This window comes from Arthrobacter senegalensis (genome assembly GCF_059091765.1).
Genome location: NZ_JBNHGZ010000001.1, coordinates 1,090,343 through 1,110,336, shown reverse-complemented (window position 1 = coordinate 1,110,336; position 19,994 = coordinate 1,090,343). Strand labels below are relative to the sequence as shown.

The window sequence follows — 19,994 nt, the reverse complement described above, 5'->3', positions numbered from 1 at the left end:
CTGGGAACAGTGCTGGTATGAGCACAACTGCTGCACACCCGCTGCGGGCCATCCTCTTCGACCGGGACGGCACGCTGGTCACGGACGTGCCCTACAACCCGGACCCCGCGGAGGTCCGGCCGGTAGCCGGCGCCCGCGCGGCCGTTGACGCGGTCCGGACCGCCGGGCTGCCCTGCGGGGTGCTCACCAATCAATCAGGCATCGGCCGGGGCTTGCTGAGCCGGGAACAGGTCGACGCCGTCAACCGGCGGGTGGAAGAGCTGCTGGGACCGTTTGACGTGTGGGAGATCTGCCCGCACAACCCGGACGACGGATGCCCCTGCCGGAAACCGCAGCCCGGGATGATCCTTGCGGCCTGCCGCCGGCTCGGGCTCGCTCCCGAGGAGGTGGCCTACGTCGGGGACATCGGGGCCGACGTCGAGGCCGCTGCCGCCGCCGGCGCCACCGGCGTCCTGGTACCGACCCCGGTGACCCGGCGCGAAGAGGTCGAGGCCGCCGCCATGGTCGCCGAAGACCTCACCGCCGCGGTCACGCTGCTGCTGGAGGGCCGGCGATGAGCCGCGTACTGGTGGCGCGGCTGGACAGCGTCGGAGACGTACTGCTGGCGGGCCCGGCGGTACGGGCAATCGCGGCAGGCCACGACGGCAATGCCCGCGACGTCATGATGCTGTGCGGCCCGCAGGGCAAAGCCGCCGCCGAATTGCTGCCCGGCGTCGCAGGCGTTTTCAGCTGGGCCAGCCCGTGGATCGTCGACCCCGCCCCACCGGCGACCCGGGAGCACGTGGCCGCGCTGGCGGACTGGGTCCGGGCCTCAGAGATCTCCGAGGCCGTCATCCTCACGTCCTTCCACCAGTCGCCGTTGCCGCTGGCGCTGCTGCTGCGGCTGGCCGGCGTCGGGCGCATCACCGGCGCTTCCGTCGATTACGCCGGGTCGCTGCTGGATCAGCGGCTGCGCCCCGGCGAGGACTTCCCGGAGGACCAGCCGGAGGCCGAACGGGCGCTGCAGATCGCCGCTGCCGCCGGGTACCGGCTTCCGCCCGACGACGACGGCCGGCTGCAGGTGCAAGGCATCCCGGACACCACCGACCTGACCGGCGGCGAACCCTACATCGCCGTGCACCCCGGCGCCTCCGTCCCGGCGCGCGCGTGGCCGCCCCTGCACCACGCCGCCGCCGTCGAACTGCTGATCGGCGCCGGCTACCGGGTGGTGGTCACCGGGGGCCCGCAGGAGCAGGAACTGACGGCCACCGTCGCCGTCCCCGGCGCGCTGGACCTGGGCGGGCAGACCGACCTGCGGAGCCTGGCGGGGGTCCTGGCCGGCGCGTCCGCCGTCGTGACCGGAAATACCGGGCCGGCGCACCTGGCCGCGGCCGTGGGCACGCCGGTCGTGTCCCTGTTTGCGCCGGTGGTTCCGGCGGTCCGCTGGGCACCGTACAAGGTCCCGGTGGAGCTGCTCGGGGACCAGCAGGCGCCTTGCCGGCTGAGCCGGGCGCGCAACTGTCCGGTTCCCGGCCATCCCTGCCTGTCCCAGGTGGCCCCCGAAGAAGTGCTCGAGGCTGTACAGCGGCTGACCCGCGGCGTGACGTACTTGTCCGCCAGGAGAAAGACGAGGAACGCATGAAGATCCTGCTTTGGCATGTCCACGGCGGCTGGACCGACGCTTTTGTCCGCGGCCGCCACGAATACCTGTTGCCCGCGACGGCGGAGGGCGGGCCGTGGGGCCTGGGCCGCGCCGGCCGCGACTGGCCGTCGTCGGTCCGGGACGTGCACCCGGACCGCCTGCGGGACGAAGAACCCGACGTCGTGGTGCTGCAGCGGCCCGAGGAAATCGAGGAATGCGAGCGGTTGCTGGGTCGCCGGCCGGGACGGGACATCCCGGCGGTGTTTTTGGAGCACAACACCCCCAAGGGGGACGTGCCCAACTCGCTTCACCCGCTGGCCGACCAGCAGGACATGACCGTCGTGCATGTCACCCACTTCAACCGCCTCTTCTGGGACTGCGGAACAGCCCGGACCACCGTGATTGAGCACGGCATCGTGGATCCCGGTCCGCTCTACACCGGGGAACTGGAACGCCAGGGCGTGGTGGTCAACGAGCCGGTCCGCCGCTGGCGGGTGACCGGAACGGACCTGCTGCCGGCCTTCGCCGAGGCAGGACCGCTGGACGTGTTCGGCATGGGCACCGACCAGCTGGGCGCGGCCACCGGGCTGGGCCCGGACAAGCTGCGCGTGCGCGGCGACCTGCCCGGTCCGCTGCTGCACGCCGAACTGGCCCGCTGCCGCCTCTACCTGCACCCGCTGCGCTGGACCTCGCTGGGCCTGGCGCTGTTGGAAGCCATGCATCTGGGCATGCCGGTGGTGGTGCTGGCCAGCACAGAGGCCGCCCGGGCCGTGCCGCCGGGGGCCGGCGCCATCTCGTCCGATGTGGACCAGCTGCGCCGCGAAGCGGCCCGGCTGCTGGAGGACCCGGACGAGGCCGCTGCGCGCGGAGCAGTCGCGCGCGAGGCGGCGCTGCGGAACTACGGGCTGCAGGCCTTCCTGGACAACTGGGACAGCCTGCTGGCAGAGACCACCACGCGCGCCGGACGGGTCTTTGCCGTCAACGAGAGGAGAGAGCCGTGAGGATATCGATGGTTTCCGAACATGCCAGCCCGCTGGCGGCGCTGGGTGGTGTGGACGCCGGCGGCCAGAACGTGCATGTGGCGGCCCTCTCCGCCGCCCTCGCCCGGCGGGGACACAGCGTGAGCGTCTACACCCGCCGCGACGATCCGATGCTTCCCGCCCGCGTCACGGTGCGGCCGGGAGTGGAAGTGGTCCACGTCAACGCCGGACCGCCCGAACCGGTCGCCAAGGATGAGCTGCTGCCCTACATGGGCCAGCTGGCCGACGGGATCAGCGCCGACTGGGCGGACAGCCCGCCGGATCTCGTACACGCGCACTTCTGGATGTCAGGGGTGGCGGCCCTCGACGCCGCGCGCCGCCCGGGAAGCCCCCAGGTGCCGGTGCTGCAGACCTTCCACGCGCTCGGCACCGTGAAACGGCGGCACCAGGGCGCGCAGGACACCAGCCCGGCCGAACGGGCCTGGCTGGAACCGTCCGTCGGCCGCAGCGTGGACCGGATCATCGCGACGTGCTCGGACGAAGTGTTCGAACTGGCGGCCATGGACATCCCGCGCGGCAATATTTCCATTGCCCCCTGCGGCGTGGACCTGGGACTTTTCAAGGCCGACGGGGAGGTCGAACCGCGCGGCCGCACCCACCGCATCGTCACGCTGGGCCGCCTGGTTCCGCGCAAGGGCATCGACCTGGCCGTCCAGTCCCTGCGGTTGCTCAAGGACCGGGGACTGGACGACGTCGAACTGATCGTGGTCGGCGGCGCCTCCGGTGCCACCGGGCTGGCGGCCGACCCCGAGGCCCAGCGGCTGCGAGGCCTCGCCCGCGAGCTCGGCGTGGAAGACCAACTGGTGCTGCGCGGCCAGGTGCCCCGGGAAGAAATCCCTGCGGTGCTGCGCAGCGCCGACGTCGTCGTCTGCGCGCCGTGGTACGAACCGTTTGGAATCGTTCCGCTGGAAGCAATGGCGTGCGGCGTTCCGGTGGTCGCGGCCTCGGTCGGCGGGCTGATCGACACCGTGGTGGACCGCAAGACCGGCCTGCACGTGCCGCCGCGGGACCCGGAGGCGGTGGCCGAAGCCGTGGCCGAGCTGCTGGCGAATCCCCAACTGCGCCGCGACCTCGGCCGCGCCGGCCAGCAGCGCGTGCGGAACCGCTACTCCTGGGACCGGGTGGCCGCCGACACCGAAAAGGCCTATCACCTGGCGGTCAGCAGGAGCGCGGGCGCCGTCGCCGCCGGCGTCCGGCAGTTGGAAGGGGAAGCACTATGAAGCGCCCAGCCGCCATGGCCAAGACAGCAGCACGGACCACGGCACTCGCCACCGCCGCGGCCCCAGCCGACCCCGCCGGCCCGGCCGGCACGGAGGCTTACCTGCGGCCGCCCGCACCGGGACCCGCCCTCGTCCCGGTGCCGGCAACCGGCCGGGAGCCGGTTGGGACCCAAGCGGTGGACGCGGTCCTGGCGCACCTGCAGGCGGTGGCACCGGCGGTGGAGTCGCTGCGCGCCCAGGCCGGCCAGCTGGCCGGTTGGGGGACGGAGCTGGCCCGGCGGCTGACGGGCGGCGCGCGCCTGCTGGCGGCCGGCAACGGCGGCTCCGCGGCGGAAGCCCAGCACCTCACCGCCGAACTGGTGGGCCGCTTCGACGGCGAACGCCGGGCCTTCTCCGCCATCTCGCTGCACGCGGAAACCTCGGCGGTCACGGCCATCTCCAATGACTACGGCTTCGACCAGCTGTTTGCCCGGCAGGTGCTGGGCCACGGGCGTGCCGGCGACGTGCTGCTCCTGCTGACCACCAGCGGCAAGAGCGGGAACCTGCTGCGCGCGGCCGAAGCTGCCCGCAGCATCGGCGTGACCTGCTGGGCGCTGACCGGCCAGGCGCCGAATCCGCTGACCGAGTTGTGCGACGACTATGTGGCAGTGGAGGCGCTGCCGGCCAATGTGCAGGAGGGGCACCTGATGGCGCTGCATGCCCTCTGCCGGGCGTTCGACGCCGAGGTGGCGCGTCTCGAGGGAGGCGCCGCGGGCGGGCGCGGGCAGGGAGGCCGGCCATGAGGATCGTGGTGGTGGGTGACGTACTGCTGGACGCGGACGTGGAGGGTGCGGCAACCCGGCTGAGCCCGGACGGACCGGTGCCGGTGGTTGACGCGGCCGAAACGACCTACCGCGCCGGAGGAGCCGGGCTGGTGGCACGGATGCTGGCCCGCGACGGCCGGGACGTCCTCCTGGTCACGGCACTGTCCGACGACGGCGCTTCCTCCCGGCTGCGCGACGCCCTGGACGGCGTCCGCGTGGTCGCCGGGCCATCCGGCGCCCCCACGCCGGTGAAAACCCGGATCCGTGCCGGCGGGCAGTCGGTGGTCAGGGTCGACGAAGGCTGCGCCCCGGCACCGGTGCCGGTACCGACACCGGACATGCTCGACGCGCTCGAAACGGCCGACGCCATCATCGTGGCGGACTACGGCCGCGGCTTGGCGGCCGCACCCGGGCTGCGCGACGCCCTGGCCTCGCTCGTGCACCGGATCCCCGTGGTATGGGATCCGCACCCGGCCGGCCCGGTCCCGGTCGAGGGCGTGGCCGCGGCGACGCCCAACCTGCCCGAAGCCCTGCGGATCGCCGGCCTGCGGGACAGCGGGACCCGGGAGGCTGCGCTGGCCGCGGCGGAACTGCGTACACGCTGGAACAGCCGCGCCGTCGTCGTCACGCTGGGCGGGGAAGGGGCCCTGATCCAAGCCGACGGCGGCCTGCCGCAGGCCGTACCAGCCCCCACGCTCGACCCGGCCGACACCTGCGGCGCGGGGGACCGGTTTGCCGCCTCCCTGGCGGTGGCGCTGGCCTCCGGACGGCCGCTGGCCGAGGCGGTGGAAGAGGCCGTCGGGCAGGCGGCAGCCTTCCTCGCCGCAGGCGGGGTGGCATCGCTTCGTCGGGAAACGGCCCCGGTCCAGCTGCGCGGTCCGGGGGTAGACGCCATGCGGGTCGCGGCGCAGACCCGCGAAGCCGGCGGCACGGTGGTAGCCACCGGAGGCTGCTTCGACTTGCTGCACGCCGGGCACGCCAGAACCCTGGCCGCCGCCCGGAAGCTGGGCGACTGCCTGATCGTCTGTCTCAACTCGGACGATTCGGTCCGCCGCCTCAAAGGCGAAGAGCGTCCGATCATGAACCAGGAGGACCGCACCGAACTGCTGCTGGCGCTGGAGTGCGTGGATGCGGTGCTGGTCTTCGACGAAGCCACCCCCGAAGCAGCGCTGGAAAGGCTGCGGCCGGACATCTGGGTCAAGGGCGGGGACTACACCGCGGACCAGCTGCCGGAAGCACGCCTGCTGCAATCCTGGGGCGGGCAAACCGTCACCGTGCCCTACTACCCGGCGCGTTCCACCACCGGCCTGGCCGCCGCCCTGGCCAAGGTCGGCTGACACGCCGGACTGCTCCGCAGATCCGGCGCGCCCTGAACTGAAGAATCCCGAACCTGAGGAGGAAACCATGAGCATTGCCCCAACGAACCCCGGCCGCGTCCTGGTCACCGGCGGAGGCTCCGGCCTGGGAGCCGCCGTCGTGGAGGCGGTCCTCGCCGCCGGCGGCACGCCGGTCGTGCTGGACCGTGACGTCAGCCGGGTGGGTCGGGCCAAGAGCATCGAGGTGGACGTCGCCGACCGGGCCGCCGTCGAGGCGGCCGTGCAGCAGGCCGCCGACACCCTCGGCGGGCTGGACGCCGTCGTGACGGCGGCCGGGATCGACCGCTGCGGGCGCCTGGAAGACGTGCCGGCCGAGGAATGGGAGAAGGTCATCGGGGTCAACCTGATGGGCACCGTCTCCGTGGTGCGCGCGGCCCTGCCGCATCTGATGTCCTCCCACGGGCGGGTCATCACGGTCGCCTCGTCGCTGGGGATCAAGGCCGTCTCCGACGCCACCGCCTACTGCGCCTCCAAGTTCGGCGTGGTCGGCTTCAGCCGGGCGCTGGCGGCCGAAACCCGCGGTCAGGTCGGAGTGACCACCATGATTCCGGCCGGCATGAAGACCAGGTTCTTCGACGACCGGACCGAACAGTACAAGCCGCAGGACGACTCCCGGCTCAACGATCCCGAGCGGGTGGCCGATGCCATCATCTTCGCGCTGTCACAGCCGAAGGGCTGCGAGGTGCGCGAGATGGTCATTTGCCACGAAGAAGAAGACTCGTGGCCCTAAGCTCGCGCAGGTCCGCGTAGACATCCTCTGCGCGGACCTGGTCCGTCAGGGAGAATTCGTGGCTGCAGCGTCCGGCGGTCCAGCCCACCTGGGTCAGGTCGGAGCCGCAGGCCGGACACTGCGTCATCCAGGACATGTGGATCCGGTGCAGGGTCCGGCCCAACGCCCCGGCCATGATCATGTTGCCGGCCCAGTAGATGCCCACCGTGGGCGTTCCCACCGCCTGCGCCAGGTGCCGCGGCCCGCTGTCGTTGCCGACCATCACGTCACTGGCACGCAGCACGGCGGACAGTTCATCCAGTTCCAGCCGGCCGGCCACGGACTCGATGCTGCCCCCGCCGCCGGCACCGGACGCCCCGCGGGCCAGGCCCACAACCTCCTCGGCCAGCGCCACGTCGGACTGATCGCCTACCACCAGGACCTGGCATCCGTCGTCGGCCGCCCATGCGGCCACCTGGGCGAACTCCGACGCCGGCCACCGCCGCCGCGGGTCCGTGGCGCCCGGGTGGATGGTCACCAGCGACGGCCGGCCTTCCTCGAGGAGCCCGGCCAGCAATGCCTCTTCATCGGCCAGGGGCTGCAGTTCCGGCTGCAGCGCGGCCGGAGCCGCGCCGGCCAGGCCCACCACCTCCAGCGCGCGCAACACCTCGTGCTGGTAGTACAGGTAGGGGATGGTCCGCTCGAGCGCGGCCGCGTCCGGGGTCCGGGTGCCCACCGTGTGCCGTGCGCCCAGTTCCAGCAGGAACGGGTTCGAGTTCCGGCCGCCGCCGTGCAGCTGCACGGCCAGGTCGAACTGCTCGCCGCGCATCCGCTGGTGGAACCGGGCGATGGCCTGCGGATCCTCCGGCCCCGGGCGAACCCCGTGCGCGAACGGCAGCGGTTCCACCCGGTGCACCGGGCCCGGCCGGCCGCGGAACAGGGCGGCATGGGCCTCCGTGCCCAGCAGGGTCACGCTGGCCTCGGGATAGGCGGCAGCCAGCGACTCGAGTGCCGGAACCGAAAAAAGCACGTCGCCCAGCCCTCCGCCCCGGAGCACCGCAATCTTCCGCACCCCCTCGAAGGGCTCCAACACCGGCCCAATGCCCCGGCCATGCCGGGCCTCGGTACTGAGCCTCTGGCCACCGAAAGCGGCGCCCCCTGTGGGAGAACCAGCCATCTCCACCTCCTGGATTAACGTTCCGCCTGCGGCGCAGCCACCCGGCGCGCGGGTGCCGTGCCTGCCGCAACCCCCTGGGCCCGCCCCCGCGGGCCCCTCGTGAACTTCACCCTAAGGTGCATTCGAGCCGCTGGCCAGAGCCGGAACCGGGACCGGAGGCAGGAACCGGCCCGCAGGAACCGCCCGCACCGGGCGTCCTGAAACCGGCAGCGTGTCTGAAACCGGCGGCGTGTCTGAAACCGCGCGATGGGGGGTAGGGAACCAGTACCACGCATTGTTGCCGGTGCTGCGCGCCCGCGATGGGCACTGCACCGCCGCCGCGTGACAGTGGACTTTGGCCAGACACCAATGGGCAGGCCCAGGCCGCCTTGGAGGGGAGGAGCAATATGACCACCGATTCCGATACCGCCCGGGACCTTGCCTTACTGGAGGTGCACGACCCGCGGGACGGCAGCCTGGTGGGCGTGCTGGAGGAAACAAGCTCAGACGAGGTGCGGGCCGCCGTCGCCGCCGCCAAGGCGGCCCAACCAGGCTGGGCAGCCACCGACGCTGCCGCCCGCGGCGAACTGCTGGAAGCGGCCGCGGCGGCCTTGCAGGAGCACTCGCAGGAGCTGGCCGCGATGAACGCGCGGGAGACCGGTCGGCCGGAACATGAAGCCCTGGAGGGCGTGCTGGCCGGGGCCGGAACCCTGCGCCAGTACGCCCAGCTGGGCCCGGTGCACCGCGGCCGAAGCCTGCGCGGCGGTTCGCTTGCCGCCGACTACACCGTGAACGAACCACGGGGCGTGGCCGTAGTGCTCACGCCTTGGAACGATCCGGTGGCGGTGGCCGCCGGGCTGCTGGGTGCCGCCCTGGCGACGGGAAACACGGTGTTGCACAAGCCTAGCGAACGCTGCCCGCATCTGGGTGAGCTGCTCGGCCGGATTCTCTCGGAGGTGCTGCCGCCGCAGGTCATGACCACGCTGACCGGCGGCCCGGCGGTCGGGGCGGCGCTGGCCGGCCACCCGGATGTCGATGTGATCGCGCACGTCGGATCGAGCCTCACCGGCGCCAGGATTGCCCGGGCCGCGGCGCTCACCGGCGCCCATGTCATCCGCGAGAACGGCGGAAACGATCCGCTGATCGTCGACGCCGGCGTGGATCCGGCATGGGCGGCGGAGCAGGCGGCCATCGGGGCGTTCGCCAACAGCGGCCAGATCTGCACGTCGGTGGAGCGTGTCTACGTGCACCGCGACGTCGCGGGCCCGTTCTGTGAGGCGCTCGCCGCCGAGGCCCGCAAACGCAACGACGGCGGGGCGATGGCGCCGCTGGTGGACCGCAGGCTCCGGGACAGCGTCAACGCCCAGGTGGCCGAGGCGCTCGCGCTCGGGGCGACGGCCGCCGAGGGCGGCTCGGTGCCAGAGGGGCCGGGCGCCCATTATCCGGCCACCGTGCTGCTGGACTGCACGGACCGCATGACCGTGATGCAGGAGGAGACCTTCGGCCCGGTGGCGCCGGTCCGGGTGGTGGACAGCTTCGACGACGGGCTTCAGTTGGCGGCGGAGGGCCGGTACGGCCTGGCCGCGACGGTGCTGACCGCGGACCTGGAGCATGCGCACCGGGCAGTTGCCGCGCTCCAGGTGGGCACGGTCAAGGTCAACGCCGTCTTCGGGGGCGCCCCGGGCGGCTCCGCGCAGCCCCGCCGGGACAGCGGCGATGGCTTCGGCTACGGCCCCGAACTGCTGGACGAGTTCTGTGCGGTGAAGGTGGTCCACGTGGGCCTCCCCGGCGGGGTGCGGCCATGAGCACGCCCCTGTCGGACGTTTCCGGGCTGGCCGGCTGGCTGCCGTCCCGGCTGGCGGAGGCCGCCCCGCGGGTCACCGTGGTCGGTGACGTGATGCTGGACGGCTGGTTCAGCGGCCGGATCGAACGGTTCTGCCGGGAAGCCCCCGCCCCGGTAGTGGACATGACCAGGCGGGAGTACGCGCCGGGCGGCGCCGCCAACACGGCCATGAACCTCGCCGCACTCGGCGCCCGGGTGCGCATTCTCGGCCTGGTCGGCGGGGACGACGCCGGGCGACGGCTCGCTGCCCTCCTGCAGGGTGCGGGGGTGGACATTTCGGGGCTGGTGGAACACGAGGACGTCCTGACCACCACCAAGTACCGCATCATCGGCGGCGACCAGATCATGCTGCGGCTGGACGAGCGCACGGAGCGGGTGCCGGAAGCGGCGCAGGAGCGGCTGGCCGCAGCAGTTCCGGACGCGCTCGCCGGCAGCGACGCCGTGGTGGTCTGCGACTACGGTTCCGGCGCGTTGGGCGGTGCCGTGCGCAGCGTGCTGGCCCGTCACCGCGGCGGCCGGCTGTTGGTGGTCGACGCCCACGACCCGCGGCCCTGGTCGGAGGTTGCGCCGGACCTGGTCACGCCGAATGCCGCCGAAGCTGCCGCGCTGCTGGGCGTGACGCTGGATCCCGACACGGACCGAGCCGCCGCCATAGCCGATCACGCCGGGGAACTGCTGGAGGCGACCGGGGCGGGCGCCGCCGTCGTCACCTTGGACAAGGACGGCTCCTTCCTGCTCACGCCCGACGGCGGGACCCACCGCACGTGGGCCACCCCGGTCACCGAGAAGCAGGCTTCGGGCGCCGGCGATACCTACGTGGCCTGCCTGACTCTGGCGCGGGCCGCGGGACTGCAGCTGAGCACCAGCCTGGACCTGGCCCAGGCCGCCGCGGACGTCGTGGTGCGCCGGCGCGGCACGTCGGTCTGCAGCACCACCGACCTCGCCTCGCACCTGGGCACCTTCTCCGATGCGGCCCTGGATGCGGAGGCGCTCGGGCAGGCGATCGCCGCCGAGCGGGCCTCGGGCAAGCGCATTGTGCTGACGAACGGGTGTTTCGACGTGTTGCACCGCGGCCACACCCGCTACCTGAACCAAGCCAAGCAACTGGGCGACGTGTTGGTCGTGGCGCTGAACAGCGACGCATCTGCCCGGCGGCTGAAGGGGCCGGACCGGCCGATCAACCCGGCCGCCGACCGGGCCGGCATCATCGCCGCGCTCAGCTGTGTGGACTACGTGACCGTGTTCGACACGGACACGCCCATCCCGCTGATCGAAGCGATCCGGCCCGACATCTACGCCAAGGGCGGGGACTACTCTCCGGAGATGCTCGAGGAAACGGCGGTGGTGGAAGCCTGCGGAGGCGAGGTCTGCATCCTGGACTATGTGTCCGACCACTCCACCACGGCGGTGGTCCGCCGGATCCGCGGCTCGGCGCCCCCGGCGGAAACAGGTCCCGCGCCGGCCGCGGGAGCGAATCCGGCCTCGGGACTTGATTCGGCGTGAGCCGCAGGAGTTCGGCCAGCTGGGCCCTGGCTGCACCGGAAACAGGGCCGGAGCTGGACGTGTTGGTGCCCAGCTATGGCCGGGAAGCGGAGCTGGCGGTGACGCTCGCCGGGTTGGCGGCGCAGGACGGCCCGGAGTTCTCGGTCATCGTCAGCGACCAGACCGACGGCGCCCCCGCCTGGGAGCACCCAGCCGCCGGGGCGATGATCCGGGTGCTGGAAGCCCAGGGGCGCCCGGTCCGGCTGGAGCGGAATCTGCCCCGGCGCGGGCTGGCCGAGCAGCGCGACTTCCTGCTCCGGCTTGCCACGGCTGAACTCGTGCTGTTCCTGGACAACGACGTGTGGCTGGAACCGGGCATGCTGGTCCGGATGACGGCGGCCATTCGGGAGGCGGGCTGCGGATTTATCGGTGCAGCGGTGCAGGGCATGTCCTACCTGGACGACGTGCGGCCGGGGGAGCAGGAACCCTTCGAACTGTGGGACGGCCCGGTGCGGCCCGAGCGCATCCGCCGCGAGGACCACCGGTTCGGCCGCTGGCAGCTGCATAACGCGGCAAACCTGACGCATATCGCCGCCGGGTTGGGCATTCCGAACGGCGGCTGGCGGCTGTACAAGATCGCGTGGGCCGGCGGCTGCGTGCTGTACCGTCGGAGCGCGCTGCTGGAGTGCGGCGGGTTCGGATTCTGGCAGGAACTGCCGCCGGCCCACGCCGGGGAAGACGTGGTGGCGCAGCTGAGGGTCATGGAACGCTACGGCGGTGCCGGCATCCTGCCATCCGGCGCCGTCCACCTGGAATCGCCCACCACGGTCACCGATCGCTCCACGGAAGCCGCGGACGTGGTGCTGCGGGATTAGCCCCGGCGCAACCTATCCCGCTTCCTGCCAACCGCCGCCGACAGTGTAGCTGGCGACCAGCGTGCCCGCCCCGGGCTGCATCGAGTCGTCGGGATCGTCGTAGAGCTGCGCCGCGTCCGCCTTGCTGTTGGACAGGATGGACTCCGCCGCTTCCTTGGCCTCGGCCAGCGAGGCCCCGAACACCTCGCTGCGGGCAGGCAACTGGTCGGTGCGGACGATTTCCGCATCGGTTTCGCTGAGCGGGACCGTATAGCCGCGGTGCTCGTCGCTGACCGGGAACTCGAAGCTTTCCCCGTCCGGCGCGGCCGGAATGGTGTACTCCAGGTAGTAGGACATGGCGGTGCTCCTTTCGGCGCTGTCGGCCGCCGGTCAATCACGGCGGCGGCCCGGGCCCCCAGCCTGTCACAGCCGAAATGCGGTGCATAGGCCGCAGGAGTCCAACCCCCTCCGGCGGGGCGTTCCCGTCCCGGCCGCCCCGGATTCGCCCGCGCCCGGTTAGCCGTGCAGCGTCGTCGTCGTTAGACTGGCAGTTGCGTAAGGGAGTATCCAGATGCGCTGCAGCCGTCAACACGTAGGGCGCCGACGCCCGGCCGGTTGCAGTGGCCGGCCGTGCCGGAGGAGAGACTTGCGGGCTCACCGCTACCCGCTTACGGAAGGAAACCCATGAGCGTTTCTCCCCTGATTTGGGGCATCACGATCGCCGTGATCCTCGCGTTGCTCGCCTTCGACTATTTCTTCCACATCCGCAAGGCGCACGTGCCCTCGCTGAAGGAAGCGGCCATCTGGTCCGCCTTGTACGTGGGCATCGCCATCGTCTTCGGGATCCTGGTGCTGATTTACGGCGGCGTGGACATGGGCTCCGAGTACTTCGCCGGCTACATCACCGAGAAGGCGCTCTCGGTGGACAACCTGTTTGTCTTCCTCATCATCATCGCCAGTTTCAAGGTGCCGCGCGAAGACCAGCAGAAGGTGTTGCTGTTCGGCATTGTGTTCTCGCTGATCGCCCGCACCGGGTTCATCTTCCTGGGCGCGGCGCTGATCAACACGTTCGCCTGGGTGTTCTACGCCTTCGGCCTGATCCTGATCATCACGGCGGGCAACCTGCTCAAGCCCGGACACGACGGCGGCGAGGCGGACAACTTCATCATCCGGCTGGCCAAGCGCTTCTTCCACACCACGGATTACTACGACGGCGACAAGCTGTTCACCGTCAAGGACGGCAAGAAGGCGATGACGCCGATGCTGCTGGTCATGGTGGCCATCGGCGGCACGGACATCCTGTTCGCGCTCGACTCCATTCCCGCGATCTTCGGCCTGACGCAAAACGTCTTCATCGTCTTCACCGCCACCGCATTCTCGCTGATGGGCCTGCGCCAGCTGTACTTCCTGATCGACGGCCTGCTGGACCGGCTGATCTACCTGTCCTACGGCCTCGCAGCAATCCTGGCCTTCATCGGCGTGAAGCTGATCCTGCACGCACTGCACGAGAACAACCTGCCCTTCGTCAATGACGGCAACCCGGTTCCCGTGGTCGAGATCACCACCGGACTTTCGCTCACCGTCATCATCGGCATCCTGGTGGTCACCGTCGTCGCCTCGCTGCTCAGCAAGGCCGGCAAGGCACAGAACGCCATCAACAACGCACGCCGGCACGCGGTCAACTACATGGATCTCTCCTACACCGCTGACCCGGCAGAACGTGAACGCATTTACCGGCTGCTGGTGGAAGAAGAGCGCCAGATCGTGCAAATGGATCCGAAGTACCGCAACAAGGCCAAGGACGTGGACATCATCCGCGAACAAGTGGCCGAGGCCCACCGCCAACACGCGGAATACCAGCGGAGCTAAGTCCGCCCGGGCCGGTCGGACAAACGTCGGCTGACCGGCCCGGCGCACTGATTCGCCGGGCCGGTCGGGACAGGACCGGCCCCCCTTCAAGGGCAAAACGTCCGGTGCTACCGTGAGTCTACTGATCAAGAAAACCCGCAGTTCCAATAGCAGGGAAGGTGATCACCATGACCGAGCAGGTCAACACGACCCACGCAGCCAACAAAAGGTACGCCGAGCTGTACAAGAAGCCGGGACCCTGGATCACGGTCTACGTGGACGCCAGCACGGGGACCGTGGACTCCCTGCGGGCAGGCGATGTGCTGCCGGACAGGCTGCGGGAATCGCTCGGGAAGCAGGGCGCCGCGAAAGCGGACATCGAGGCCGTGATCGACGCCGTTTCGCCGGCCACCGGCGTTCCGTCCCCGGTCTCCCGCTTCGTCCTGGTGCGCGGCGGTGAGGCCGAAATCAACGAGGTGCTCCCGGGCGAAATGTCCGGCCCGGAGGTGGTTCACACCGGCCCGATTCCGGACCTGGTGCCCCTGTTAAAGGCCCGCGGCGACGACTTCCCGTACGTGGTGGCCGAAGTGGGCCGGGACGGCGGCGAGGTCCACCTGCAGTACGCTCGCCGGAACGGCGTGGTGGAAACAAGGACGGTGGAGGGCGAGCGGGAGAACCTGACCAAGGTTCCCGGCGGCGGCTGGTCCCAGGGCCGCTATCAGCACCGCACCGAGGAAATCTGGCGCAAGAATGCCGATGAAATCGCCGCCGAGATCGACCGCGTGGTGCAGGCCAGCAAGGCGCGGCTGCTGATTGTGGCCGGCGACATACGGGCCCGGGAACTGGTGGTCGACCAGCTTTCCGAAGCCAGCCGGGCGATCGAAGTCACCATCGAGTCGCACACCCGTACAGGCGGCGCGGACAAGGACGCGCTCCGTGCCGAAATAGCCGCCCGGGTGGCCCATGTGTGGACGGAACAGCGCAAAGCCATCCTCGACCGCTTGGCCAACCAAACCGGGCAGGCCCATCCGGAGTGGACGGCGGGCCTGGGCGAGTGCGTCCGGGCCCTGCAGCAGGCGCAGGTCGGCACGCTGCTCATGAACGACGACGCCCTCGCCGATCACAACGTGCATGCCCTGACGGCCGAACCGTGGATCGCTACGGCGGGGGAGCAAGCCGTCAATGGTGACCTGCTGGCCAAGGTGCCTGCCCCTGCGGCGCTGGTCCGGGCAGCGGCGCTGACCGACGCGCGGGTGACCATGGTCCCCGAAGGAGCCCTGCCGGGAGGCAAAAGCATAGCGGCGCTGCTGCGCTGGCCCACGGGCCCCGACGTGCCGCGCGGCTAAGGTCCTTCGGCGGGCCAGCGGGCCAACGGGCCAGCGGGCAGCCGGGCGGCTAGACGGCCGAGGCGCTGAATCCGCCCAGTGCCAGCGCCACGGGCACCGCGGCGGCGGCTGCCCCGGCGTGCGGCCGGCAGGCGGACGGATACGGCAGCGCCGGCCGGACCTCCACCGCGGCCTGCCCGCTGAAGAGTTCCGGCAACCGGTAGCCGAATCCCTCGGCCGCGTCGAGCAGTCCTGCCGCCAGCTGTGCGGCCTGTTCCTGGAAGCCGGTGCGCAGCAGCCCCATCACAATCCACGCGGTCTCCTGCGTCCAGACCGCCCCCGAGCGGCGGCGGGTGGGCCAGAACCCGGGGTTCGCCGTCGACAGGGTGCGGACGCCGTAGCCGGAGAACAAGGTCCGGTCCATCAGCCGCGCGGCCACCGTCCTGGTCTCCTCGGTGTTCAGCAGCCCCGTGCCCAGCAGGTGTCCCATGCCGGACCCGACCCCGTCCACCCGCTGCTTCCGTTCGTCGAGTGCCATCGCCGGGTACGGGCCGGCGTCGTCCGCGCACCAGAACCGGCTGCGGAAGTTCTCCGCCAGCCGCGACGCGTAGTCGCGCCACTCGGCGCCGGTGTTCATTTCGCCGAAGTAGTCGAGCAGCACGGCCGCGGCACGGGCCGCCTCGTAGGCGTAGGCCTGGAGTTCGGCCGAGGCGACCGTTCCGGTGGCCGGCCTGCCGTCCAGATAGTGGTAGGCGGCCCGCGTGTCGCCGGACCCCTGGTGTCCCGGACCCTGCAGGGCGGGAACCGGCGTTTCCAGGAAGCCGTCGCCGTCGGGGTCGCCGTCGATGCGCAGCCAGTCCAGCGCGGCCTCCAAATGGGGCAGCAGGTCCCGGACGGCATCCTCCGGCATCCCCGAGTGCCAGGCGTCGTGCAGCAGCACGATCCACAGCAGCGTGGCGTCGGGCGACCCGTACAGGACCGGGGGCAGTTGCCGGACCACGGCGTCCGCGGGCATCGACAGGCGGCGCTGCCGCACCTCCTGGACCATCAGGCCGGGCTGTTCGCCCGATTCCGCCGACTCGGCCGTGCCCTGCCAAGCTGCCACCGCCCGCAGCGTCCCTTCCGCTACCGCGGCGTCGACCGGCAGCAGCAGCCTGGCGGCAACCAGCGCCTCCCGGCCGTACAGCGTCAGGAACCATGGGGCCCCCGCGGCCAGGAAGACGTCGCCGGGGGCTTGGCGCCCGGCCATCCGCAGGCTGTTAAGGTCGGTCATGGAGCGGCTCATCAGTCGTTGGAGCCGGGGATCCCCGGCCAGCGACGGCGTGCGCAACGGGGGCGCGGCCGCGCCGGTCAGGGGAGCCTCGGCGTCGTCAAGCTCCAGGCTCCAGGACAGGACGAGGACGGCGCCCGGCTTGAGCAGTTCCGTCCACTCCAGCCGGACCAAGCTGCCGTCGAAACCGACCCGGGCGCCTTCGGCCGTCAGCGCGGCGCGTGTCTTGTCCCGCCAGCTCCAGACGGCGCCGCCGGGGGCCACCGAGCCGGCCTCGCCCGCGGCCCCGGCCCGCACCTGCTCCAGGGGAATGGCATCGGCCACCAGGTCGACGCGGACCTGGAGTTCCAACTCGTCCTCCAGGGCCGACGTGAACGTCAGCGCCTCGGCCAGCCGGCCGCCTTCTGCCGCCCGCGAGCGGTTCAGGGTGACCAGCGGATCGGCCCCGTCCTCGGCGGTCCGGATGAAGGAGAAGAAGTCGGCGCGCCCGGCCGAGCGCGACTGGGTGGAGATCCACTCCGGTTCCTGCCCGTTCACCGCCAGCAGGCACCGGGCCAGCACCCGGTCGTCCCCGCAGTAGACACCTTGGGCCCCGGTACCCCGGATCTGCCCGTGGGGCTCGCTCCAGGCTTGGACGGGGGCCGCAAATACTCCCGTGAGATCGTGCAGGTACGGCTGGCGGTAGACCATGGAATCATCTTGGCAGCATCGGCTGCGCGGGAACAATCTTCGGCAGGCCGGACACCGGCAGGCTGGACACCGGCCGGCCGGACACCGGACGAATGGATTCAGGCGACGGTGCCGGAGGCGTCCCGCCCGCCGGGTGTCCAGGACAGGTGGATCAGGACCCCGTCCGTCGTCTCTTCGATCACCAAGCGCAGCTCGTCGCCGTAGAGCTCCCGGGGCCCGGAAGGGCCGCTTTCGCTTTGCTGGACCAGATCGACCAACGCGGCCGCCATCGCCCGCCCCCAGTCTTGGTGGTTCTTGCTGTTGGCGGTTGCGGTGGCGGTATAGGTGGCGTTCATTCTGCGCACGTCCTGACTGCACGTTTAGAACCTGCCGCACGACGCTGTGCCGCAGGTCCCATCAGAGTAGCCAGCACCAGTGACCCCGATCTACCTTTTCGCGTACATTACTCGTATGTGACGTCGGTCATACGCGGCAGGGGGGTCATGATGAGGGGCAGCGGTCCCGGGGGTGCGGACCGCGACGAAGCGGTCCGCAGGCTGCGGGAGGACATCCTGGCGGGCGGTTTGGAGCCGGGCTCCAGAGTGACCGTTGCCGGGCTCGCTGGCCGCATCGGTACGGAGGAAGCCTTGGTGCGCGACGCCGTCGGCGATCTCACGCAAGAAGGCCTGATCGAGGCCACCGGGCACGAACACCGGATCGCCAATCCCGGTCCCCAGCAGGCCATCCAACTCCTGGATGTGATGGGCGTGGTGCTGGTAGCGCTGTTCGAGCGGGCAGCCCCGCGGCTGTCGCCTCAGGAGATCGACACCATGGCCACGATGGCGGACGACCTGCGGGCGGCGACCGACCGGGAGGACATCCTGGGCGCCTACCGCGCCGCCGGCAGCCTGGTAACCGTCATCCTGGGGGCGGCGGATCACCAGGAACTGAGGGCCGTGAACATGCACGTCCTCGACCGTTCGCTGGCCCGGTTGCACTTGTTCCAACACGCCCTCGCCTATCCTCTCTGGGCCGACGGCTGGCGCGAGACCGTGCAGTACCTCCAGCGGGGCCAGCATGAGGCGGCGGTGGAGCGGCTGCGCCAGACATTCTGGATCCTCGCCGAAGGGCTGGGCCAGGAGGGTTCCTAGCCCGCCTGCCGGGCAGCCGGGCCGCGACGGGATAAAGTGATTCCCGGCCGGTTTTGATCCCGGCCGCCCGCCCGGCCTTTCGACCCATGGACCACGCTTGCCCTCGCCCGCACAACTGACCGCCGACGCCCCACCGAGCCCGGATTCCCCACCGCCTCAGGGTGCCAGCCCCGCCCCGCGGCGGCCTGCCCCGTTTGCCGGCCGGCTGACCGTGCTCGTCGGCGTCCTGCTGCTGGCGCTCAGCCTGCGGCTGGCCGTCTCCGGCGTGTCGCCGGTGCTGGCGGATATTGCCGCGGATCTGCCGTTCGGCACGGCCTCCGCCGGTGTGCTGGGCATGCTGCCGACCGCCGCCTTCGCCGCTGCCGGGTTCGCAGTTCCGTTGCTGATGCGCCGGATCGGCATGGAAGCACTGCTGCTCGTGGCACTGGGCATGGCCGCCGTCGGCCAACTGGGCCGTGCGCTGGCCTCCGACGTGCCGGCGTTCCTGGTCCTGTCCGGCCTCACCATGGTTGGCTACGGGATCGGCAACATTTTGCTGCCGCCGCTGGTGAAGCGCTATTTCCCGGACCGGATCGGCCTCATCACCGCGCTTTACGTGACCTTGCTGGCGGCCAGTACGGCGCTCAGCCCGCTGCTTGCCGTGCCGCTTGAGCAGGCTGCCGGCTGGCGGTTCTCGATCGGAGTGTGGGCGGCCGTGAGCGCGGCCGCCCTCGTGCCGTGGCTGATGACCGCGTGGACGGAACATTGGCGCCGCCGCACCGCGCGCCTGGTGCTGCAGCCCTACCGGCCCGGCGGCTTGGACATCCTCCCGCCCGATGAGGGCAGCGCCCGGCAGCCGGCCGGTTCCGGGCCTGCCGTGAGTCTCGGTACGGGGGCCGGCCCCGGCGCTGCCGGCCCCGGGGCGGTGACCGTCCCCGGCCCTGCGGCCGGCCCCGCAGGAGCCGACGGGCCGCCCGTTGCGGAAGCCTCGGAGCCCGCAGCGGGAGCTGAGGCCGGTTCCGTCGGGACGACGTCGGTCCGCGTCTGGCGCTCGTCGGTCGCCTGGGGCCTGGCCCTGGTGTTCGCCGGGACCTTGTCGAACACGTTTGCCATGTTCACGTGGTTGCCGCCGTTGCTGGTGGACAGCGGGATGCTGCCCCCGACGGCGGGCACCATGCTGGCCTACTACGCCATCCTGGGCCTGCCCACCAGTCTGTTGGTGCCGCTGATCGCGGGGCGGCTGCGCAATCCCCTGGGCCTGGGCCTGCTGTTCATCGGCTTTTACACGGCCGGATACGCCGGGCTGCTGCTGTCACCCTCGTTCGGCACCTGGTTGTGGATCACCCTGGCGGGGCTCGGCCAGGGCACCTTTGCGCTGGGCCTGCTGCTGGTGAACCTCAGGACCCGCACCACGGCCGGCGCGGGGCTGCTCTCCGGGTTCGCGCAAGGCATCGGCTACACGGTCGCCTGCGCCGGCCCGCTGATGTTCGGGCTGCTGCGCGAGGCCAGCGGCGGCTGGGGTGCTTCCTTCGGCCTGCTGGGCGGTGCCTTGCTCATCCTGGCGGTGGGCCTGGTCATCGTGGGCCGGCCCCGCTATCTGGAGGATTCGGCCCGGGATGGATAGCGGCCGCTGAGGCACAGCGCGTGG

Annotated in this window: 18 protein-coding genes; 14 read left to right on the top strand and 4 right to left on the bottom strand. The window is 71.3% G+C overall.

All coding sequences use genetic code 11. The features are described from left to right. Window positions 1–17 precede the first annotated feature (17 nt). The 7 genes from AC5RVG_RS05200 (at window position 18) to AC5RVG_RS05170 (ending at window position 6,790) form a co-directional block, all read left to right on the top strand. Entirely contained in the window at window positions 18–557 is a 540-nt protein-coding gene (locus AC5RVG_RS05200; protein ID WP_494012957.1) for a D-glycero-alpha-D-manno-heptose-1,7-bisphosphate 7-phosphatase, read from the top strand. Continuing rightward, entirely contained in the window at window positions 554–1,621 is a 1,068-nt protein-coding gene (locus AC5RVG_RS05195) for a glycosyltransferase family 9 protein (protein ID WP_494012956.1), read from the top strand. Before AC5RVG_RS05200 ends, AC5RVG_RS05195 begins: the two co-directional genes overlap by 4 nt. After that, window positions 1,618–2,622 carry a glycosyltransferase family 4 protein gene (locus tag AC5RVG_RS05190; RefSeq protein ID WP_494012955.1) on the top strand — a complete coding sequence of 335 codons (1,005 nt, stop codon included), beginning with the start codon at window positions 1,618–1,620 and terminating at the stop codon, window positions 2,620–2,622. Before AC5RVG_RS05195 ends, AC5RVG_RS05190 begins: the two co-directional genes overlap by 4 nt. Beyond that, window positions 2,619–3,881: a glycosyltransferase gene (locus tag AC5RVG_RS05185; protein WP_494012954.1), complete on the top strand. Its 1,263-nt coding sequence runs from the start codon at window positions 2,619–2,621 to the stop codon at window positions 3,879–3,881. The genes AC5RVG_RS05190 and AC5RVG_RS05185 overlap by 4 nt, the downstream gene beginning before the upstream one ends. Further along, entirely contained in the window at window positions 3,878–4,663 is a 786-nt protein-coding gene (locus AC5RVG_RS05180; protein ID WP_494012953.1) for a D-sedoheptulose-7-phosphate isomerase, read from the top strand. Before AC5RVG_RS05185 ends, AC5RVG_RS05180 begins: the two co-directional genes overlap by 4 nt. Continuing rightward, complete coding sequence (locus AC5RVG_RS05175; protein ID WP_494012952.1) at window positions 4,660–6,021, top strand: PfkB family carbohydrate kinase; 1,362 nt, start codon at window positions 4,660–4,662, stop codon at window positions 6,019–6,021. Before AC5RVG_RS05180 ends, AC5RVG_RS05175 begins: the two co-directional genes overlap by 4 nt. Window positions 6,022–6,088: 67 nt before the next feature. Then, window positions 6,089–6,790, top strand: a complete 702-nt coding sequence (locus AC5RVG_RS05170; RefSeq protein ID WP_494000785.1) for an SDR family oxidoreductase — start codon at window positions 6,089–6,091, stop codon at window positions 6,788–6,790. On the opposite strand, the gene AC5RVG_RS05165 is transcribed toward AC5RVG_RS05170, so the two are convergent. Next, window positions 6,756–7,946, bottom strand: a complete 1,191-nt coding sequence (locus AC5RVG_RS05165) for a glycosyltransferase family 9 protein (protein ID WP_494012951.1) — start codon at window positions 7,944–7,946, stop codon at window positions 6,756–6,758. The genes AC5RVG_RS05170 and AC5RVG_RS05165 overlap by 35 nt on opposite strands. Before the next feature lie 386 nt (window positions 7,947–8,332). On the opposite strand from AC5RVG_RS05165, the gene AC5RVG_RS05160 reads away from it, so the two are divergent. Genes AC5RVG_RS05160 through AC5RVG_RS05150 form a run of 3 tightly spaced genes read left to right on the top strand, consistent with a single transcriptional unit; the run spans window position 8,333 to window position 12,125 of the window. After that, complete coding sequence (locus AC5RVG_RS05160; RefSeq protein ID WP_494012950.1) at window positions 8,333–9,730, top strand: aldehyde dehydrogenase family protein; 1,398 nt, start codon at window positions 8,333–8,335, stop codon at window positions 9,728–9,730. Then, window positions 9,727–11,271 (top strand): D-glycero-beta-D-manno-heptose 1-phosphate adenylyltransferase, encoded by a 1,545-nt coding sequence (gene rfaE2 / locus AC5RVG_RS05155; protein WP_494000782.1) that lies wholly within the window; start codon window positions 9,727–9,729, stop codon window positions 11,269–11,271. The genes AC5RVG_RS05160 and rfaE2 overlap by 4 nt, the downstream gene beginning before the upstream one ends. After that, entirely contained in the window at window positions 11,268–12,125 is an 858-nt protein-coding gene (locus AC5RVG_RS05150; RefSeq protein WP_494012949.1) for a glycosyltransferase family 2 protein, read from the top strand. The genes rfaE2 and AC5RVG_RS05150 overlap by 4 nt, the downstream gene beginning before the upstream one ends. A gap of 12 nt (window positions 12,126–12,137) precedes the next feature. Here AC5RVG_RS05150 and AC5RVG_RS05145 read toward each other — a convergent pair whose 3' ends face one another. Beyond that, on the bottom strand, window positions 12,138–12,461 hold the full coding sequence (locus AC5RVG_RS05145) for a hypothetical protein (protein ID WP_494000780.1): 324 nt from the start codon (window positions 12,459–12,461) through the stop codon (window positions 12,138–12,140). A gap of 327 nt (window positions 12,462–12,788) precedes the next feature. Here AC5RVG_RS05145 and AC5RVG_RS05140 point away from each other — a divergent pair, with 327 nt between their 5' ends. Together AC5RVG_RS05140 and AC5RVG_RS05135 are read left to right on the top strand one after the other, a co-directional pair. Then, window positions 12,789–13,973, top strand: coding sequence for a TerC family protein (locus AC5RVG_RS05140; RefSeq protein WP_494000779.1), 1,185 nt, complete (start codon window positions 12,789–12,791; stop codon window positions 13,971–13,973). Between the two features lie 167 nt (window positions 13,974–14,140). Then, window positions 14,141–15,298 (top strand): baeRF2 domain-containing protein, encoded by a 1,158-nt coding sequence (locus tag AC5RVG_RS05135; RefSeq protein ID WP_494012948.1) that lies wholly within the window; start codon window positions 14,141–14,143, stop codon window positions 15,296–15,298. A 49-nt stretch (window positions 15,299–15,347) separates the two neighbouring features. On the opposite strand, the gene AC5RVG_RS05130 is transcribed toward AC5RVG_RS05135, so the two are convergent. Both AC5RVG_RS05130 and AC5RVG_RS05125 read right to left on the bottom strand, forming a co-directional pair. Continuing rightward, window positions 15,348–17,237 carry a glycogen debranching N-terminal domain-containing protein gene (locus AC5RVG_RS05130; RefSeq protein ID WP_494012947.1) on the bottom strand — a complete coding sequence of 630 codons (1,890 nt, stop codon included), beginning with the start codon at window positions 17,235–17,237 and terminating at the stop codon, window positions 15,348–15,350. 98 nt (window positions 17,238–17,335) lie between these two features. Continuing rightward, window positions 17,336–17,572, bottom strand: a complete 237-nt coding sequence (locus AC5RVG_RS05125) for a hypothetical protein (protein ID WP_494000776.1) — start codon at window positions 17,570–17,572, stop codon at window positions 17,336–17,338. Window positions 17,573–17,719: 147 nt separating this feature from the next. Here AC5RVG_RS05125 and AC5RVG_RS05120 point away from each other — a divergent pair, with 147 nt between their 5' ends. Both AC5RVG_RS05120 and AC5RVG_RS05115 read left to right on the top strand, forming a co-directional pair. Next, complete coding sequence (locus tag AC5RVG_RS05120; protein WP_494012946.1) at window positions 17,720–18,367, top strand: GntR family transcriptional regulator; 648 nt, start codon at window positions 17,720–17,722, stop codon at window positions 18,365–18,367. Window positions 18,368–18,464: 97 nt separating this feature from the next. Further along, a complete protein-coding gene (locus tag AC5RVG_RS05115) occupies window positions 18,465–19,970 on the top strand; it encodes an MFS transporter (RefSeq protein WP_494012945.1) in 1,506 nt (501 codons plus the stop codon). Window positions 19,971–19,994: the final 24 nt, after the last annotated feature.

Coding starts and splice junctions, on each gene's coding strand:
- AC5RVG_RS05200 (WP_494012957.1), top strand. CDS start 18: ATGAGCACAACTGCTGCACACCCGCTGCGGGCCATCCTCTTCGACCGG.
- AC5RVG_RS05195 (WP_494012956.1), top strand. CDS start 554: ATGAGCCGCGTACTGGTGGCGCGGCTGGACAGCGTCGGAGACGTACTG.
- AC5RVG_RS05190 (WP_494012955.1), top strand. CDS start 1,618: ATGAAGATCCTGCTTTGGCATGTCCACGGCGGCTGGACCGACGCTTTT.
- AC5RVG_RS05180 (WP_494012953.1), top strand. CDS start 3,878: ATGAAGCGCCCAGCCGCCATGGCCAAGACAGCAGCACGGACCACGGCA.
- AC5RVG_RS05175 (WP_494012952.1), top strand. CDS start 4,660: ATGAGGATCGTGGTGGTGGGTGACGTACTGCTGGACGCGGACGTGGAG.
- AC5RVG_RS05170 (WP_494000785.1), top strand. CDS start 6,089: ATGAGCATTGCCCCAACGAACCCCGGCCGCGTCCTGGTCACCGGCGGA.
- AC5RVG_RS05165 (WP_494012951.1), bottom strand. CDS start 7,946: ATGGCTGGTTCTCCCACAGGGGGCGCCGCTTTCGGTGGCCAGAGGCTC.
- AC5RVG_RS05160 (WP_494012950.1), top strand. CDS start 8,333: ATGACCACCGATTCCGATACCGCCCGGGACCTTGCCTTACTGGAGGTG.
- rfaE2 (WP_494000782.1), top strand. CDS start 9,727: ATGAGCACGCCCCTGTCGGACGTTTCCGGGCTGGCCGGCTGGCTGCCG.
- AC5RVG_RS05145 (WP_494000780.1), bottom strand. CDS start 12,461: ATGTCCTACTACCTGGAGTACACCATTCCGGCCGCGCCGGACGGGGAA.
- AC5RVG_RS05140 (WP_494000779.1), top strand. CDS start 12,789: ATGAGCGTTTCTCCCCTGATTTGGGGCATCACGATCGCCGTGATCCTC.
- AC5RVG_RS05135 (WP_494012948.1), top strand. CDS start 14,141: ATGACCGAGCAGGTCAACACGACCCACGCAGCCAACAAAAGGTACGCC.
- AC5RVG_RS05130 (WP_494012947.1), bottom strand. CDS start 17,237: ATGGTCTACCGCCAGCCGTACCTGCACGATCTCACGGGAGTATTTGCG.
- AC5RVG_RS05125 (WP_494000776.1), bottom strand. CDS start 17,572: ATGAACGCCACCTATACCGCCACCGCAACCGCCAACAGCAAGAACCAC.
- AC5RVG_RS05120 (WP_494012946.1), top strand. CDS start 17,720: ATGATGAGGGGCAGCGGTCCCGGGGGTGCGGACCGCGACGAAGCGGTC.